The organism is Cellulomonas sp. URHE0023 (assembly GCF_000688475.1).
Taxonomy (GTDB): domain Bacteria; phylum Actinomycetota; class Actinomycetes; order Actinomycetales; family Cellulomonadaceae; genus Cellulomonas.
On sequence record NZ_JIAN01000005.1, the window covers coordinates 920,060 to 935,733 of the forward strand.

13 protein-coding genes are annotated in these 15,674 nt (G+C 70.4%); 7 read left to right on the forward strand and 6 right to left on the reverse strand.

Annotated features, from left to right (window positions below):
* The first annotated feature begins 377 nt into the window (after positions 1-377).
* From N553_RS0104660 to N553_RS0104670, 3 genes are all read left to right on the forward strand, one after another.
* Positions 378-3,677, forward strand: a complete 3,300-nt coding sequence (locus N553_RS0104660; RefSeq protein ID WP_231505161.1) for a glycosyl hydrolase — start codon at positions 378-380, stop codon at positions 3,675-3,677.
* Positions 3,678-3,782: 105 nt separating this feature from the next.
* Positions 3,783-4,973, forward strand: a complete 1,191-nt coding sequence (locus tag N553_RS21105; protein ID WP_034620632.1) for a M4 family metallopeptidase — start codon at positions 3,783-3,785, stop codon at positions 4,971-4,973.
* A gap of 33 nt (positions 4,974-5,006) precedes the next feature.
* Positions 5,007-5,324, forward strand: a complete 318-nt coding sequence (locus N553_RS0104670; RefSeq protein WP_028045565.1) for a protealysin inhibitor emfourin — start codon at positions 5,007-5,009, stop codon at positions 5,322-5,324.
* On the opposite strand, the gene N553_RS21110 is transcribed toward N553_RS0104670, so the two are convergent.
* The 5 genes from N553_RS21110 to N553_RS0104695 all read right to left on the reverse strand — a co-directional run bounded on the left by N553_RS21110 (position 5,283) and on the right by N553_RS0104695 (position 9,738).
* Positions 5,283-6,386, reverse strand: coding sequence for an ABC transporter ATP-binding protein (locus N553_RS21110; RefSeq protein WP_051640006.1), 1,104 nt, complete (start codon positions 6,384-6,386; stop codon positions 5,283-5,285). The genes N553_RS0104670 and N553_RS21110 overlap by 42 nt on opposite strands.
* Positions 6,383-7,228 carry an ABC transporter permease gene (locus tag N553_RS0104680; RefSeq protein WP_028045566.1) on the reverse strand — a complete coding sequence of 282 codons (846 nt, stop codon included), beginning with the start codon at positions 7,226-7,228 and terminating at the stop codon, positions 6,383-6,385. The genes N553_RS21110 and N553_RS0104680 overlap by 4 nt, the downstream gene beginning before the upstream one ends.
* A 15-nt stretch (positions 7,229-7,243) precedes the next feature.
* Positions 7,244-8,050, reverse strand: a complete 807-nt coding sequence (gene modA / locus N553_RS0104685; protein ID WP_028045567.1) for a molybdate ABC transporter substrate-binding protein — start codon at positions 8,048-8,050, stop codon at positions 7,244-7,246.
* Between the two features lie 18 nt (positions 8,051-8,068).
* Positions 8,069-8,479, reverse strand: a complete 411-nt coding sequence (locus N553_RS0104690; protein WP_028045568.1) for a molybdopterin-binding protein — start codon at positions 8,477-8,479, stop codon at positions 8,069-8,071.
* Positions 8,480-8,568: 89 nt separating this feature from the next.
* Entirely contained in the window at positions 8,569-9,738 is a 1,170-nt protein-coding gene (locus N553_RS0104695; RefSeq protein ID WP_231505162.1) for an ROK family protein, read from the reverse strand.
* A gap of 84 nt (positions 9,739-9,822) precedes the next feature.
* On the opposite strand from N553_RS0104695, the gene N553_RS0104700 reads away from it, so the two are divergent.
* The 4 genes from N553_RS0104700 to N553_RS0104715 are packed head-to-tail and all read left to right on the forward strand — an operon-like array spanning position 9,823 to position 15,178.
* Positions 9,823-12,006 (forward strand): alpha-galactosidase, encoded by a 2,184-nt coding sequence (locus N553_RS0104700; protein WP_051639825.1) that lies wholly within the window; start codon positions 9,823-9,825, stop codon positions 12,004-12,006.
* 33 nt (positions 12,007-12,039) lie between these two features.
* The gene (locus tag N553_RS0104705; protein WP_028045571.1) at positions 12,040-13,329 is read left to right on the forward strand and encodes an ABC transporter substrate-binding protein; all 1,290 of its coding nucleotides are present in this window, start codon (positions 12,040-12,042) and stop codon (positions 13,327-13,329) included.
* 2 nt (positions 13,330-13,331) lie between these two features.
* The gene (locus N553_RS0104710) at positions 13,332-14,276 is read left to right on the forward strand and encodes a carbohydrate ABC transporter permease (protein WP_081844357.1); all 945 of its coding nucleotides are present in this window, start codon (positions 13,332-13,334) and stop codon (positions 14,274-14,276) included.
* Positions 14,276-15,178: a carbohydrate ABC transporter permease gene (locus N553_RS0104715; protein WP_028045573.1), complete on the forward strand. Its 903-nt coding sequence runs from the start codon at positions 14,276-14,278 to the stop codon at positions 15,176-15,178. The genes N553_RS0104710 and N553_RS0104715 overlap by 1 nt, the downstream gene beginning before the upstream one ends.
* 107 nt (positions 15,179-15,285) lie before the next feature.
* Here N553_RS0104715 and N553_RS0104720 read toward each other — a convergent pair whose 3' ends face one another.
* A complete protein-coding gene (locus tag N553_RS0104720; protein ID WP_028045574.1) occupies positions 15,286-15,633 on the reverse strand; it encodes a hypothetical protein in 348 nt (115 codons plus the stop codon).
* Positions 15,634-15,674: the final 41 nt, after the last annotated feature.

Here is a 15,674-nt window from a genome sequence, read left to right on the forward strand (position 1 = left end):
ACGCTCCGTCGTCACCGCGGGTGATGTCTTCAGCAATGCTTGCACTTGACCTCATCGACATGCTGAGCGACTCTGGGTTTGCAGCCTGTTGGCACACGTCAGTGCCGACACGTTCCAACGGGCGGGGCACCTCAGCGTGGAGGGAGCGCTCCCATCGGGGCAACCCTGCTCGACCTCGGTCGCTGAAGCAGGCACCGAGTCCGTCCTGGACGGCCGTCGTGAGACGTTCCGTCACCTCGCCAGCGGTCCCGCTGCGGTCGACAACCCCGTCGGCCGTGGCGCGAAGCAGCGAGCGTGGAGACAACTCAATGTCAAGTCAAGCAGGCCTCGAGCGCACGGGGCCATGGACTGTTCAGGGCGGTCGCCGGTGGGTGGCCATGATCGTGGCCGGCGCCTTGCTGGCTTATCTCGTGCAGGTGATGGTCCTCCCGCTGCCCCGGGCAGCTGCGGCCGTCGGCGTCGGCTCCGGGAGCTACGCGGAGGGGACACCGACCGGCGGCGCGGTGCCCACCGAGTGCAACGACGCACCGGTGACGGACCCCAAGGCGCACGTCACGGCGAACTTCCCGGCGGGCGCGGTCCCCACCAACGACTGGTGGACGTCGCTGCTGTGGCGCAAGTTCAACTGTGCGTCGATCTCCGAGAACCTCATGGCCCACCCCCTGGCGCTGCACGCGTTCACCGACGGGCTCGGCGTGAGCTACCCGACGACCGCGACCATCTCGGGCACCGCGACCGGCGTCGGCGAGTACCACTACCCGTACGCCGAGGACTTCCGCCTGGGCATCGCCGGGCTGTCCGCCGATGGCAAGGTCGACGGGTACTCCGACTGGACGGTCAGCGAGCTGTGGACCAACGGCAGCAGCAGCCTCCGGACCACGTTCGGGCACGGCCTGCCGTTCGTGTACGCGACGAAGACCGGCGGGAACGCGACGCTGACCGGAGCCGCGGCCCCGACGGTGTGGAGCAACGGGAACGCGGCCGTCGGCTACACCATCAACGGGCACGACTACGCCGCGTTCGGCCCGACCGGCTCCACCTGGTCGGTCTCGGGCAACACGATCAGCTCGTCGCTCAACGGCGGCTCGTTCTTCTCGGTCGCCGTGCTTCCGACCACGCCGAGCAGCAGCGCGGCCGACCGCGTCGCCGCGCTCAACGCCTTCGCTCCGTACGCCCACAACCACGTGACCGGCACCAAGGTGACGTGGTCGTACGACGAGGCCACCGCGCGCATGACCGCGTCCTACGCCTTCACCACGACGGCGAAGCAGGGATCCGGCACCGGCACCGTGTACGCGCTGTACCCCCACCAGCGGGACAACCTGTCCGGTGCGAACCTGACCGGGTACTCCTACGTCTCCCCGCGCGGCCCGATGAGGGTCGTCGTCGGGAGCTCGCAGTTCCAGACCGTCACGCCGTTCAACGGTGTGCTCCCCCAGCTGGCCAACACCGGGTTCCCGGCCGGGTCGGCGGACGCCGCCCAGCTGGGCAGCTACGTCGACCAGGTGGCCACGGGCGACCCGTTCGCCGGGTTCGGAGACGACACCTACTGGACCGGCAAGGCCTTCGGGCGGATCTCGCAGGCGGCCCAGATCGCGAACATGACCGGGAAGCCGGCCGCGCGCGACCAGCTGGTCGGCGCCATGAGGACCCGGCTCTCCGACTGGCTCACGGCCTCACCCGGGGAGACGACCAGGTCGTTCTGGTACAACAAGTCGTGGGGCACCCTGATCGGCTACCCCGCGTCGTACGGCTCCGACACGGACCTGAACGACCACCACTTCCACTACGGCTACTTCGTGGTCGGTGCGGCGACGGTGGCGGAGTTCGACCCGGCGTGGGCGGCCGACTCGGCGTACGGCGGCATGCTCAACACCGTCATCAAGGACGCAGCCAACTGGGACCGGTCCGACACGCGGTTCCCGTTCCTGCGGGACTTCGACATCTACGCGGGGCACGACTGGGCCGCAGGGCACGGGGCCTTCGCCGCGGGGAACAACCAGGAGTCGTCGTCGGAGGGCATGAACTTCGCCAGCGGCCTCATCCAGTGGGGGCAGACGACCGGCAACAAGACGGTCCGTGACCTCGGTATCTACCTGTACACGACGCAGGCGTCGGCCATCCAGAACTACTGGTTCGACACCGACGACGAGGCGTTCCCGGCGGCGTTCGGGCACTCGACGGTCGGCATGGTGTGGGGCGACGGGGGCTCGTACTCCACGTGGTTCTCCGCCGAGCCCGAGATGATCCAGGGCATCAACCTGCTGCCCAGCACCGGCGGGCACCTGTACCTCGGGTACGACCCGGCGTACATCACGCGCAACCTCGCCGAGCTGGAACGCAACAACGGCGGGCCCGCGACGGTGTGGAAGGACATCCTCTGGGAGTTCCAGGCGCTGGCCGACGCCCCGACGGCGCTGACCCAGTTCCGATCCCAGGCCGACTCCTACGCGATCGAGGAAGGCGAGTCCCGGGCGCACACGTTCTACTGGCTCAAGAACCTCGCCGGGCTGGGGACCGTGGACAGGTCGGTCACCGCGAACACGCCGCTGCACGCGGTGTTCGTGAAGAACGGGGTGCGGACGTACCAGGCCGCGAACCCGAGCGGGTCGGCGATCACCGTGACGTTCTCCAACGGCGTCACCCTTGCGGTCCCGGCCAGGTCCGTGGCCAGCTCGAACACCACGGCACCGCCCGCGGACACGACCGCACCGTCGACCCCGACGGGCCTGACCGCCTCCGGGACGACGTCCACGTCGACCAACCTCGCCTGGTCGGCCTCGACCGACGCCGTCGGCGTCACCGGGTACGAGGTCCTTCGGGCCGGCGCAGTCGTCGGCACCGTGTCCGGGACCACCTACGCGGCGACGGGCCTGAGCCCGTCGACGGCGTACGGCTTCACGGTCCGGGCGCTCGACGCGGCAGGCAACCGCTCCGCGAGCAGCGCCACGGTCACCGTCACGACGGCCGGGTCCGGCGGTGACACCACGGCACCGTCCGCGCCGTACGGTCTGGCCGCCTCGGGCACCACGTCGTCGGCGACGACGCTCGGGTGGACCGCCTCGACCGACAACGTCGCCGTCACGGGGTACGAGGTGCTCCGCAACGGGACGGTCGTCGGCTCGACCGCCGGGCGGACGTACACCGCGACCGGTCTCGCGGCGTCGACGGCCTACACGTTCACCGTGCGGGCGTACGACGCGGCAGGCAACCGGTCCGGCGCCAGCAACGCCGTCGCGGTCACGACCACGGGTACGTCGACGGGCGGTGTGGACGCCACGTCACGGATCCAGGCCGAGGCCTACAACGGCATGGCCGGAGTCGCGAAGGAGACCACGCAGGACGTCGACGGCGGCCAGGACGTCGGCTGGATCGCGAACGGCGACCACATCCGGTTCGACAACGTGAGCTTCGGCGCAACGGCGCGGTCGACCCTCGTCGCCCGGGTGGCGTCCGGTGCGGCCGGCGGCATCAGCGGGCTGGTCAACGTGCGTCTCGACAGCCTCACGGGTCCGTCGATCGGCAGCTTCGCGATCGCCAGCACGGGCGGCTGGCAGAGCTGGCAGACCGTGCCGGCCAACATCGTGCCCACCACGGGCACGCACACCGTGTACCTGACGTTCGACTCCGGGCAGCCGGCCGACTACGTCAACGTCAACTGGTTCACGTTCCAGTAGCGCACGGCTCGGGACTACCCCCCACGGGTGCTGCACCGGTATCAGGCGGTTCTGGCCGACCTCTTCCAGTCGCAACCTTTTCGCAGGCACCCGAGGGGGGTAGTCATGAGCACCAAGGAGCACGCCAACTGCATCACACCGCCTTTCCTGCTCGAGAAGCTTCTGGAGTCACCCGATCCTCAGATCAGCGACGCGGCACGGCGGACCCTGCTGACCAGCGCCCAGCTGCGCGGTGAGCGTCTGACCGCCGCGCCGTTCGCCGCTGCCGCGCTGTTGTCCGCACCGGGCACCGGCACACGGCGCATCTTCGACACCGAGCACCGGGAGAACACCGCAGGCCCGCTCGCGCGGTCCGAGAAGGGGCAGGCCGTCGCCGACGCGTCGGTCAACCAGGCGTTCGACGGGCTCGGCCTGACCCGCACGTTCTACCTCGACGTCCTGGGCCGCAACGCCATCGACGGGCGGGGTGGCCGGCTCGACGGCTACGTGCACTACGGGACGGCGTTCAACAACGCGTTCTGGGACGGCCGGCAGATGGTCTTCGGCGACGGGGACGGCCGGATCTTCTCCGATCTGACCGGTTCCATCGACGTGATCGCGCACGAGCTCACGCACGGCGTGACCGAGGCGGTCGCCGGTCTCGAGTACCACGTCCAGCCGGGCGCCCTCAACGAGTCGGTCTCCGACGTGTTCGGCTCGCTGGTCAAGCAGTACGGGCAGCACCAGACCGCGGAGGACGCCGACTGGCTCATCGGGAACGACATCTTCACGCCCGGCTTCGCGGGTGACGCGCTCCGGTCCCTCAAGGCTCCCGGCACGGCCTACGACAACCCGACGCTCGGCCACGACCAGCAGCCGGCGCACATGAAGGACTTCATCGTCCTGCCCGACACCGGTTCCGGTGACTGGGGCGGCGTGCACTACAACTCCGGGATCCCCAACAAGGCGTTCTACCTCGTCGCGACCGCGATCGGCGGGTACGCGTGGCAGGCACCGGGCCACATCTGGTTCGAGGCCCTCAAGGCGTCACGCCCGAGGACCGACTTCGCGGAGTTCGCGCAGATCACCCTCGAGAAGGCCGGCCACCTGTACGGGGCGTCCTCGACGGAGGCGAGCGCCGTGGCGGACGCGTGGAAGCAGGTCGGCGTCAAGGTCGTGCGCCCCAAGGCGTCCGTCTCGGCGTCGGTGGCCGCGGTGGACCCGATGCCGGACCTCACGGAGCGGCTGGACCGCATCTCTGCGAGCATCGACGCTCTGACGACGCTCGTGCGCGAGTCGACCAGGGAACCCGTATGACGCGCGCGCTGCCGCACAACTGAGGGAGGCACCGTGGCCACGAAGGTCACCCTCCAGACCGCCGGGGGCATGGCGGCACCGTTCGCTCCGCCCCCGACGGTCGTCGAAGCGGACGACCTGGACGAGGCCGCGCAGCAGGACCTGCACCAGCTGGTGAAGGCCGCGGATGCGCGCGACCCGGCAGCGGACGATGACGGGCCGGGTCTGCGCCGTGACGCCCAGTCGTACGAGATCACCGTCGAGGACACCGACGGGTCGGTCGTGGTGCTCTCTGCCGTCGACGGCGCAGTGACCCCGCAGTTCGCGCAGCTACGGGACTGGATCCGGGACCACGGCCGTGCGGGGGGCTGACGGGCCGTAGACCTCGAGCTCGGTGGCCTTGGCCGACAGCCACACCTGTCCCCCGGGTCGCAGGCCGAGGTCGGCGACGGCTGCCGGGGTCACGTCCACGAGGACCGACGGCTCACCGTGCAGGTCGAGGCGGACCCGGTCGGTGAGCAGCGTGAGGCCCTCGATCGTGGCCGGCCAGGTGTTGCGTGCGCTGGAGACGTCCGGACGGTGCGGGCTGACGATCACGGCAGACGGGCGCAGCGCGACGAGGACGGCGCCGTGCTGACCGTGGTCGGGGACGACGAACGTCCCGCCCGCGTCGAGCGTGACCTGGTCGCCGTCGGCGGTCCCCGTGTAGAGGTTCAGGCCGACGAGCTTGGCGACGTACTCCGTGGCAGGCCGGCGCGCGACGTCCGCCGGGCTGCCTTCCTGGACGATCCGCCCGTGCTCGAGCACGACCAGGCGGTCGGCCAGGACGAGGGCCTCCACGGGGTCGTGCGTCACGACGAGGCAGGGTCCGTCGAAGCTGGACAGGTGACGCTTGAGCTCGGACTGCACGTCGAGCCTCGTGCGCGCGTCGAGGGCGGACAGCGGCTCGTCGAGCAGCAGCAGGGCCGGGTCACCCGCGAGGGCGCGACCCAGGGCCACGCGTTGCGCCTGGCCACCGGACAGGTCGCCGGGCCGCCGCCCGGACAGCTCGGTCAGGCCGAGCCGGGCCAGCCACCGGTCGGCCGTCGTACGGGCGTCGGAACGGCTCATCCCCCGTGCGCGCGGAGAGAACGCGACGTTGTCCCGCACGCTGAGGTGGGGGAAGAGCCGGTAGTTCTGGAAGACGAGCCCGACGGGCCGGTCGGCGGCCTCGACGAAGGTGCCGGTCCCGGCGTCGTCCAGCACCGCCCCGTCGAGCAGGACCTGGCCGCCGGAGATCGGCGTGAGGCCTGCGAGCGCGCGGAGCAGCGTCGACTTCCCTGACCCGTTGGGACCGAGGACCGCCACGACCTCACCTGGCGCGGCGACGAGGTCCACGTCGAGCGTGAAGCCGCCGCGGGCCACTCGTGCCCGAACCGCGAGCCCGGCCGTCATGCGGCGACCCCACCCCGGAGCCACCTGTCACGCAGGGCGACGAGCACCGCGACCGACACGAGGAGCAGGACGAGGCTGAGCAGGATCGCGGCGTCGGGCTCGGTCTCGAGGGCGTAGTACACCGCGATGGGCAGGGTCTGCGTGCGGCCGGGAAAGCTGCCGGCGAACGTGATCGTGGCCCCGAACTCTCCGAGCGCGCGTGCCCAGCAGAGCACCGCACCGGCCACGAGCGACGGCCCGATCAGGGGCATCGTGACCCGCCGGAACACGGTCATGCGGCTCGCACCGAGCGCCGCCGCGGCCTCGTCGAGTCCGCGGTCCGCGGACCGGAGCGCGCCTTCGACGGTCACGACGAGGAAGGGCATCGCGACGAACGTCTGGGCGATGACGACGGCCGCCGACGTGAAGGGCAGGGTGATGCCGAACCACTGGTCGAGGAGCTGCCCCACGAACCCGGTGCGCCCGAACGCGAGGAGCAGCGCGACGCCACCGACGACGGGCGGCAGCACCAGCGGGAGCGTGACCAGGGCGCGCACCACCCGAAGACCGGGGAACTCCGTGCGCGCCAGGACCCACGCCATCGGCACACCGACCGCCAGCGAGATCGCCGTGGCCGTGGTCGAGGTCCACAGCGACAGCCGCAGCGCCTCGCCCGCCGCCGACCCGTGCAGGATCGTCCACGCGTCGCCCCAGGGCGCGCGGATGGCGAGGCCGGCCAGCGGGACCACCAGGAAGAGGATCCCCACGAGCGCCGGTAGCAGGAGCGGGAGCGGCGCCGACCGCGACCCTCCCCCGGTGGTCGCTCGGCGCGCGCGCTCCTGCGGGCTGAGCGTCGATGGCATCGTCTTGTCCTCCGGTCAGGGCTTCTGGAAGCCGAGCGTGGACAGCACGTCCGCAGCGTCGGACGAGAGGACGAAGTCCACGAACGCTGCCGCGACGTCGGCGTGCTCGCTGCGGGCCAGCGACGCGACCTGGTAGCTCGTCGAGGCGTTGACGTCGTCCGGGATCTCGATGCCCGTGACCTTCTCGCCCGCGGCGACCACGTCGGTCACGTACACCACGCCCGCGTCCACCTCACCGAGCTGCACCTTGCTGAGCACCGACTTGACGTCCGGCTCGAGCGTGACGGGGGTGACCGTGATGGCCGCGCTGGTGAAGACCTTCGCGGCCGTCGCACCGCAGGGCACCTGCGGCTGGCACAGGGCAGTCGTCACCGCCGGGTCGCTCAGGTCGTCCAGGTCCGCGACCCGGCCGGGGTTCGCCGGTGGGACCACGATCTCCATGCTGTTCGTCGCGAAGACCACGGGCGAGGCGGCCGCACCGGCAGCGACGACGTCGTCCATCGTCGCCGCACTGGCCGACGCGAAGACGTCGGCGGGGGCTCCGTCGGCGATCTGGGCGGCCAGCGTCGAGCTCGCGGCGAAGCTGAACGTCACCGTCACACCCGGGTTCGCCTCCTCGAACTGCTCGCCGATCGTGGTGAACGACTCGGTGAGCGACGCGGCCGCGAGGACCGTGATCTGACCGTCGAGCCCCGGAGCACCGGACGGCGTGCCGGAGGTGGTGGCCCCGAGGTCCGAGGCGTCCGAGCACCCGGCGAGGCTGAGCCCCGCGCCGAAGCCGATGACCACGGCGACGAGCACGGGAACGGGACGACGACGCATCAGCGAGCTCCTCGACGGTCAGTGCGCGCGCGGGATCTCGACGGACACGTTCGTCGCCTTGACCGCCGCGACGGCGAGCACGCCGGGCTCCAGACGCAGCTCGTCGGCGGCCTCGCGGCTCATCAGGGACACGAAGCGGTGCGGCCCCGACTGGATCTCGACCTGGGCCATCACGGTGTCCTTGACGACGCGGGTCACCAGGCCCGTGAACCGGTTGCGGACCGACGCCGCCGCGATGTCACCGGGAGCGAGCTGTGCGGCGTCGCGCGCGAGCTCCTCCGCGAACCGTGCCAACGCCGCACCGTCGACCGCCTGCCGACCGGAGGCGTCTGTCGTCGTCTCGATCCGACCACTCTCGGCCCAGCGGCGCACGGTGTCTGCGCTGACGCCGAGCAGGTCGGCTGCCTCTTTGATCCGGAACGTTGCCACGCACGCAGCGTAGCCGCAGATGCGGTCGACGAGTTCTGTTGCGCACGCATTCGCACACGGACGGGCTGCTGGAAGAAGCAGGTGCGCGCTCAGGGAGTCAGCAACCCGGTCCCGGGCCGGTCGAAGCGGATCCGGTCGAACGCGTACTGGATGGCCACGGCCGCGGCCCCGCGAGCCCAGGCGGTGAAGCTGGACTCGTCGACGTACAGCTCGACCTTCGTGGCGCGCGGGTCACGGTTGGCGGCCAGTGCAGCACGGACCCGGTCGTCGGCCACCGACATGAGGCCGATGCCGTCACCCGCGAGCACGACCGCCGGCTGCAGCGTGAGGTTGGCGGCCAGCGCGACGAACCGACCGAGCGCGTCTGCGGCCGAGTCGACGACCGTCCGCGCGGCCGGGTCGCCGACGGCGGCGAGTTCCAGGACCTCCTCGTAGGTGACGGCGCGCTGCAGGGCCGCGGACACCTGCGACGCGATCGACCCTGACGTGAGCATCGCCTGGGCGCACCCCCGGTGACCCTCCTGGCAGACGGGTCCGGTCGCACTCAGGGGGATGTGGCCGCCGAGCCCCACGCCCGCATCCGGCGACCGGACCACCTCACCGTTGACGACGAGGGCGTAGCCGATGCCAGCGCCGATGGTCAGGACGACGAAGCCTGGGATGTCTCGGCCCAGGCCGAACCACCGCTCGGCCTCGGCGAGCGCGACGAGGTCGTTCTCGAGGACAGTCGGCACTCCCAGCCCCGCCTCGACGAGCTCGGCGAACGCGACGTCGTGCCAGCCGAGGAACGGTGCGAACTCGACGCGGCCGTCCCGGACGGTTCCACCGAGCGACACCCCCACCCCGGCGATCCGGGAGACGCCCAACGCGCGGACAGCGGCCACGAGGTCAGCGGCGACGCTGGCGGGCTCGGTCCCGGTGAGCGGCCGCGTGCCGGTGGCGAGGAGCCCGGCACGGACGTCGGTCGCAACGACGTGCACAGCATCACCCGTGAGCTTGGCACCGGCGAACGACGCGAGACCCGGGGCGACGTCGAGGGGCTGTGCGGGACGGCCGACCGACCCGGACTTGTCCTCGAGCTGGACCATCAGGCCGTGGTCGAGGAACGGCTTCGCGAGGCGCGTGAGGCTCGGCGCGGACAGGTTGAGCCGGCTGGTCAGGGCGGTGCGTGAGATCGGCCCATGGATGAGGACGGCCCGGGCGAGGGCCTTCTCGGTCTCGGTGAGCATGCTCTCGTGCGGCTGCATTGGTTCCATCATGGCACCAACACTCGCGGCGCACGCGCGGATCCGGCTGCGCACGATCTCTTGCGGCAGTTCTTTTTTTCATGTTAGAACTAATGCATGAGCCACCCCTCCCCCTCGACCGACCGCGACGACGCCGTCGGCACCCCCGCGCCGGCGACAGGGCACGTGCTGCACCTGCACCGTGGAGGCACCAGCGTCGTGCTCGACCTCGGCACCGCACCGCACCCGACGCTCGTGCACTGGGGCGAGGAGCTCGTCGGCTCCACCGATGCCAGCCTCGCCGACCTCGCCGTCGCGGCGCGGCCGCAGCGCGTGTCGGGAGGCCTCGACGAGCCCGCCCGCCCCACACTCGTGCCCACCCCCGCCGGTGGGTGGCTCGGCACGCCCGGCATCGAGGGACACCGAGACGGCGCCTCGTTCAGCGTCCTGCTCCGGCTGGTCGACGTGCAGGCCAACGACCACCGGGCACTGCTCTCGCTCGTCGACGACGAAGCCGGCCTCGGCGCCCAGCTGGAGCTCCGGGTCGGTCCCGCCGGCCTGGTCCACCAACGGATCACCCTGCGCAACACGGGCACCACCGCGTACACGGTCCAGTCGCTCGCCCTGTCGTTCCCGGTGCCGTGGGACGCCACCGAGCTGCTCGACACCACCGGCCGTCACCTGCGGGAACGCTCGCCTCAGCGGCGCGGGTTCACCCACGGCGCGCACGTGCGCGAGAGCCGTCGCGGGCGGCCGGGCGCCGACTCGACCCTGCTCCTCGCGGCGGGCCGTCCCGGCTTCGGGTTCGAACGGGGACGCGTCCACGGGATCCACGTCGCCTGGAGCGGCAACCACCGGGTGCTCGCCGAGCGGTCCTCCACCGGCGACGCCGTGCTCATGGGCGGCGAGCTGCTCGTCGCGGGCGAGGTCCTCCTGGCCCCGGGCGCCTCGCTCACGTCGCCGACGGTCATCGGGTCCTGGGGGGACGGGCTCAACGCACTGTCCCATCGGTTCCACGACGAGTGGCGCCGCCGCCCGGCCCATCCCCGGCGCCCCCGACCCGTCACGCTGAACACCTGGGAGGCCGTGTACTTCGACCAGGACCTCGGCCGTCTCACGGCGCTCGCGGACGTGGCGGCGCAGGTGGGCGTCGAGCGGTTCGTCCTCGACGACGGATGGTTCGACGGCCGCCGGGACGACACGACCAGCCTCGGCAGCTGGTACGTCGACACGCAGGTGTGGCCCCACGGGCTGCACCCGCTCGTCGACCACGTCCGGTCGCTCGGCATGGAGTTCGGGCTCTGGGTCGAGCCGGAGATGGTCAGCCCGGACAGCGATCTCGCGCGTGCGCATCCAGACTGGATCATGCGCGGACGCATGGGCATGCCGCCGTCAGCCAGGCACCAGCAGGTCGTCGACCTCACTCACCCCGAGGCGTACGACTACATCGCGCAGCGGCTGAACGCGCTGCTCGACGAGTACCCGATCACGTACCTCAAGTGGGACCACAACCGCGACCTCGTGGACGCCGGAAGCGGTCCGCAGGGCGTCGCCCGAGTCCACGAGCACACCCTGGCGCTGTACCGGTTGATGGACTCCCTCAAGCAGGCGCACCCCGGCCTGGAGATCGAGAGCTGCGCATCGGGCGGCGCGCGCGTCGACCTGGGGATCCTCGAGCGCACGGACCGGATCTGGACCAGCGACACCCTCGACCCGCTCGAGCGGCTGGACAACCAGCGGTACACGGCTCTGGTGGTGCCGCCGGAGATGATGGGCATGCATCTCACGAGCCCCGTCGTGCACTCGACCGGCCGGACGGTCGACGTCGACTTCTCTGCCGCGGTCGCCCTGTTCGGGCACTTCGGCATCGAGTGGGACCTCACCGCGACGGACGAGAGCACTCGCGGCCGCATCGCGTCCTGGGTGGCCTACGCCAAGCAGATCCGTCCCCTCGTCGCGAGCGGACGCACGGTCGATGTGGACCACACGGACCCCGGCATCGACGTGCGCGGCATCGTCGCAGCGGACCTGAGCAGCGCGGTCTTCACCATCACGCAGACGGCGACGACCGCGGCCTACCCGCCGGGCCGCGTCCGGCTGCCGGGCCTCGACCCGGCACGCCGCTACCGGCTCCGCACCCTCGACCCCACCGGCCCTGGGCACGACGCCGCCCAGTCACCCCTGGCCTGGCGCGCACACCCTGTCGCGCTGACCGGCCACGAGCTCGACGCCGTCGGCGTCCGGCCCCCTGTGCAGTTCCCGCAGCAGTCCACGGTGGTCGAGCTCACGGCCACCGCCTGACCTGCTGCTCCATCAAGCGCGAGGAGGCGCACGATGAGACACCCCACGAGGAGACGCGGGCGACCGCTCGCGGCCGCCGTGCTCGTTGCCGCACTGGCTGCGGTCGGCGGATGCGCGTCCGGCCCGTCCGACGACGCGACCGAGCTGAACTTCTTCCAGTTCAAGGGCGAGGCGCTCGAGGACTTCAACCAGATCATCACGGACTTCGAGGCCGAGAACCCCGACATCCACGTCGTGCAGAACCAGGTCGCAGACGCCGACACGGCGATCCGGACCCTGCTCGTGAAGGGCAAGGCGCCCGACGTCATCACGCTCAACGCGAGCGGGAACTTCGGCAAGCTGGCTCAGGCCGGCGTGTTCCACGACTTCTCCGACGACCCGCTGCTCGACACGATCAACCCTGCGGTCCAGGACATCATGCGTGACCTCGGGACCCACGGTGACGAGGTCAACGGTCTGGCGTACGTCAACAACGCCGACGGGGTCATCTACAACCAGGCCATCTTCGAGCAGCAGGGGCTGGAGGTCCCCGAGACGTGGAACGAGCTCATCGAGGTCTGCGAGAAGCTGAAGGCAGCGGGGATCACCCCGTTCTACGGCACTCTCGGCGACTCCTGGACCGCGATGCCGTCGTTCAACGGCCTCGGTGCCTACCCCGCGCAGGGCGGCTTCTTCGACAAGATGCGCGAGCAGGGCGAGGGCGTCGGCAAGGCGTCGCCGGTGTCCTTCGAGAAGGACTTCGCCACGACGCTCGACCAGCAGGCGCAGCTGTACTCGTACATGCAGGACGGGTACCGCGGGAAGACCTACGACGAAGGGAACGCGGCGTTCGCGAACGGTGAGGTCGCGATGCTCCTGCAGGGCATCTGGGCGCTGAGCCCGGTCAAGGCCGTCAACCCCGACATCCAGGCCGGCATCTTCCCCTACCCGGCGACCGAGGACCCCGACGACCGGGTCCTCGTGTCCGGCGTCGACGTCGCCGTCACGGTCCCGAAGAACGGTGCGAAGCACGACGCGGCCATGCGGTTCGTGAACTACCTGTTCCAGAAGGACGTCCAGGAGAAGTTCGCCGCATCGCAGAACATGATCCCGTCCGTGAAGGGGACGCAGATCAGCGACGAACCCGCACTCCAGTCCGTGAAGCCGTACTTCGACGAGGGGCGGCTCGCCGGGTTCATCGACCACCAGATCCCGCCGAGCATCCCCCTCACCCCGACCGTCCAGCAGTTCCTCTACGACGGGAACGCGCAGGCCGCGCTGGCCACCCTCGACAGCGAGTGGCGCAAGGTCGCCGCGCGCACCATCCCCGTGACGGGAGACTGACCATGGCTGCATCCGTGCCCGCTGTCCGGGCAGGTACCACCAGCACGCGCGAGAGTAAGGCGACACGCGAGACCGCCGTGCGCGTCAAGAACAAGCGCGCCCACTCCACCTACTACTGGATGGTCTGGCCGGCGGTCATCGCCTTCGCCCTGTTCCACACCGTTCCGGTCATCACCGGCGTCTTCTACTCGCTGACCAACTACGCCGGCTACGGCGAGTGGAACTTCGTCGGCCTGTCCAACTACGTCAACCTGTTCAAGGACGACCGCGTCCTGCAGGCCTACGGGTTCTCGTTCCTGTTCGCCATCGTCGCCACCGTCCTGACGAACGCGATCTCCCTGGCGATCGCCATGGGGCTGAACGCGAAGATCGTGGCGCGCAACTTCTTCCGCGGCGTCTACTTCGTGCCGTACGTCCTGGCGATCCTGGTCATCGGGTACGTGTTCCAGTTCTTCTTCTCCAGCTCGCTGCCGAAGATCCTGTCCGGCATCCCGCTGATCCGGGACAACATCCTCACCAACGAGACGTGGGCGTGGACGGCGATCGTCGGGCTGGCCGTCTGGCAGGCGTGCGCCTTCACGATCATCATCTATCTCTCGGGCCTGCAGACGATCCCCCGCGAGCTGTACGAGGCGGCATCCCTGGACGGCGCCCCGGCGTGGCGACAGTTCAGGTCGATCACGTTCCCACTGATCAGCGCGTTCTTCACGATCAACGTCGTGCTCTCGCTCAAGGGCTTCCTCCAGGTGTTCGACCCGATCGTCGCCCTCACCAACGGCGGCCCGGGCACAGCCACCGAGTCCGTGACGCTCCTGATCTTCCGGGGCGGGTTCTCCGGCGGGGAGTTCGCCTACCAGACAGCGAACGCGGTGATCTTCTTCATCGTCATCACCATCGTGTCGCTGTTCCAGTTCAAGGTCCTGCAGCGCAGAGAGGCGGACTTCTGATGACTGACGCCGTTGCCACCTTCGGCCAGGCCGAGCAGGTCGTGCCCGAACGCCGTCGCCGCTCGAAGCCGTCCGACGACGACACCCGCAAGATCAACTGGTGGGCCACCGCTCTCATCGCGGTGTGCGCCCTGACCGTCGTCGTGCCGCTGTACCTGGCGGTCGTCGTCGCACTCAAGACGCCGGACCAGCTGGCGTCCGGCACCGGCTTCGAGTGGCCGAACCCGATCCGGTGGGCGAACTTCTCCGAGGCGTGGTCCCGCACCAACTTCTCGCAGGCCCTGACCAACACCGCGCTCATCACCGTGGGGTCGGTCGTCTTCACGCTCCTGACCAGCTCGGTGGTCGCGTACGCCCTGGCCCGCAACATGCACCGGCCCTTCTTCAAGGGCGTGTTCTTCTACCTGCTCGCGGCGCTGTTCATCCCGTTCCCGATCATCATGCTTCCCCTGGTCAAGCAGACCGCGTTCCTCGGCCTGGACAACCAGGGCGGCATGATCCTGCTCTACACGATCTACGGGCTGTCGCTGAACATCTTCATCTACACGGCGTACATCCGGTCGATCCCGATCGAGCTGGAGGAGGCCGCCCGCGTCGACGGGGCAAGCACGTGGAGGGTGTTCCGCCAGATCATCTTCCCGCTGCTCATGCCCATGAACGCCACAGTCGGGATCCTCACGTGCGTGTGGGCGTGGAACGACTTCATCATGCCGCTGGTCGTGCTGACCGACCCGGCGGCGCGGACCCTGCCGCTCGCGCAGTACGTGTTCCAGGGCCAGTTCAACACCGACTACACCGTCGCCTTCGCGTCCTACCTGATGGCGATGGCTCCCCTGCTCGTGGTCTACATCTTCTCCCAGCGCTGGGTGATCTCCGGCGTGACCCGGGGGTCCATCAAGTAGCCGGGGGTCCATGTAGCAGGCAGCCCTCAGCCGGCCGGCGCTCGCGGGAGCCACCCGTCGGGCGCCGGCCAGGCATCGGCTACCTCTGCCGGCGCGGGACCGGTCGGTCAGCCCCGGCGGCTCCAGGTCAGCATGACGAACAGGTCGCGGTCGCCCGTTCCGCCTTCCAGCACCGCGCGGGCGAGCGCCGGTCGGCCGGCCTGCTCGCACGACCAGAGCTCGAAGTCCATCCTCTGCGACCACGCGGGTGCCAGGAACCCGAGCACCGTCTCGCCGTCCATGACCTTGACGACGCCGTGCGAGGTACGGGCCAGCTGCACGGCGAACCCGCGGTCGGAGCGGTATGCGCGGCCGGGCGCCGTCGAGGGGAGGAACCCGTGGACGCGCACGGGCACGTGCCCCCCGCCCGTGGGTACGAGGCGACCGGGCAGCCGGGTCGAGGACGTCGGGTCCATGCGCGGAAACTACTCCACCTGTCGCGTCGCGACACGCCGGA

What these genes read in the sequence shown, in the direction of transcription:
- N553_RS0104680 (WP_028045566.1), bottom strand. Translation starts at nt 7,228, where the DNA reads ATGCCATCGACGCTCAGCCCGCAGGAGCGCGCGCGCCGAGCGACCACC.
- N553_RS0104700 (WP_051639825.1), top strand. Translation starts at nt 9,823, where the DNA reads ATGAGCCACCCCTCCCCCTCGACCGACCGCGACGACGCCGTCGGCACC.
- N553_RS0104710 (WP_081844357.1), top strand. Translation starts at nt 13,332, where the DNA reads ATGGCTGCATCCGTGCCCGCTGTCCGGGCAGGTACCACCAGCACGCGC.
- N553_RS0104705 (WP_028045571.1), top strand. Translation starts at nt 12,040, where the DNA reads ATGAGACACCCCACGAGGAGACGCGGGCGACCGCTCGCGGCCGCCGTG.
- N553_RS0104720 (WP_028045574.1), bottom strand. Translation starts at nt 15,633, where the DNA reads ATGGACCCGACGTCCTCGACCCGGCTGCCCGGTCGCCTCGTACCCACG.
- N553_RS21110 (WP_051640006.1), bottom strand. Translation starts at nt 6,386, where the DNA reads ATGACGGCCGGGCTCGCGGTTCGGGCACGAGTGGCCCGCGGCGGCTTC.
- N553_RS0104660 (WP_231505161.1), top strand. Translation starts at nt 378, where the DNA reads ATGATCGTGGCCGGCGCCTTGCTGGCTTATCTCGTGCAGGTGATGGTC.
- N553_RS0104715 (WP_028045573.1), top strand. Translation starts at nt 14,276, where the DNA reads ATGACTGACGCCGTTGCCACCTTCGGCCAGGCCGAGCAGGTCGTGCCC.
- N553_RS0104695 (WP_231505162.1), bottom strand. Translation starts at nt 9,738, where the DNA reads ATGATGGAACCAATGCAGCCGCACGAGAGCATGCTCACCGAGACCGAG.
- N553_RS21105 (WP_034620632.1), top strand. Translation starts at nt 3,783, where the DNA reads ATGAGCACCAAGGAGCACGCCAACTGCATCACACCGCCTTTCCTGCTC.
- modA (WP_028045567.1), bottom strand. Translation starts at nt 8,050, where the DNA reads ATGCGTCGTCGTCCCGTTCCCGTGCTCGTCGCCGTGGTCATCGGCTTC.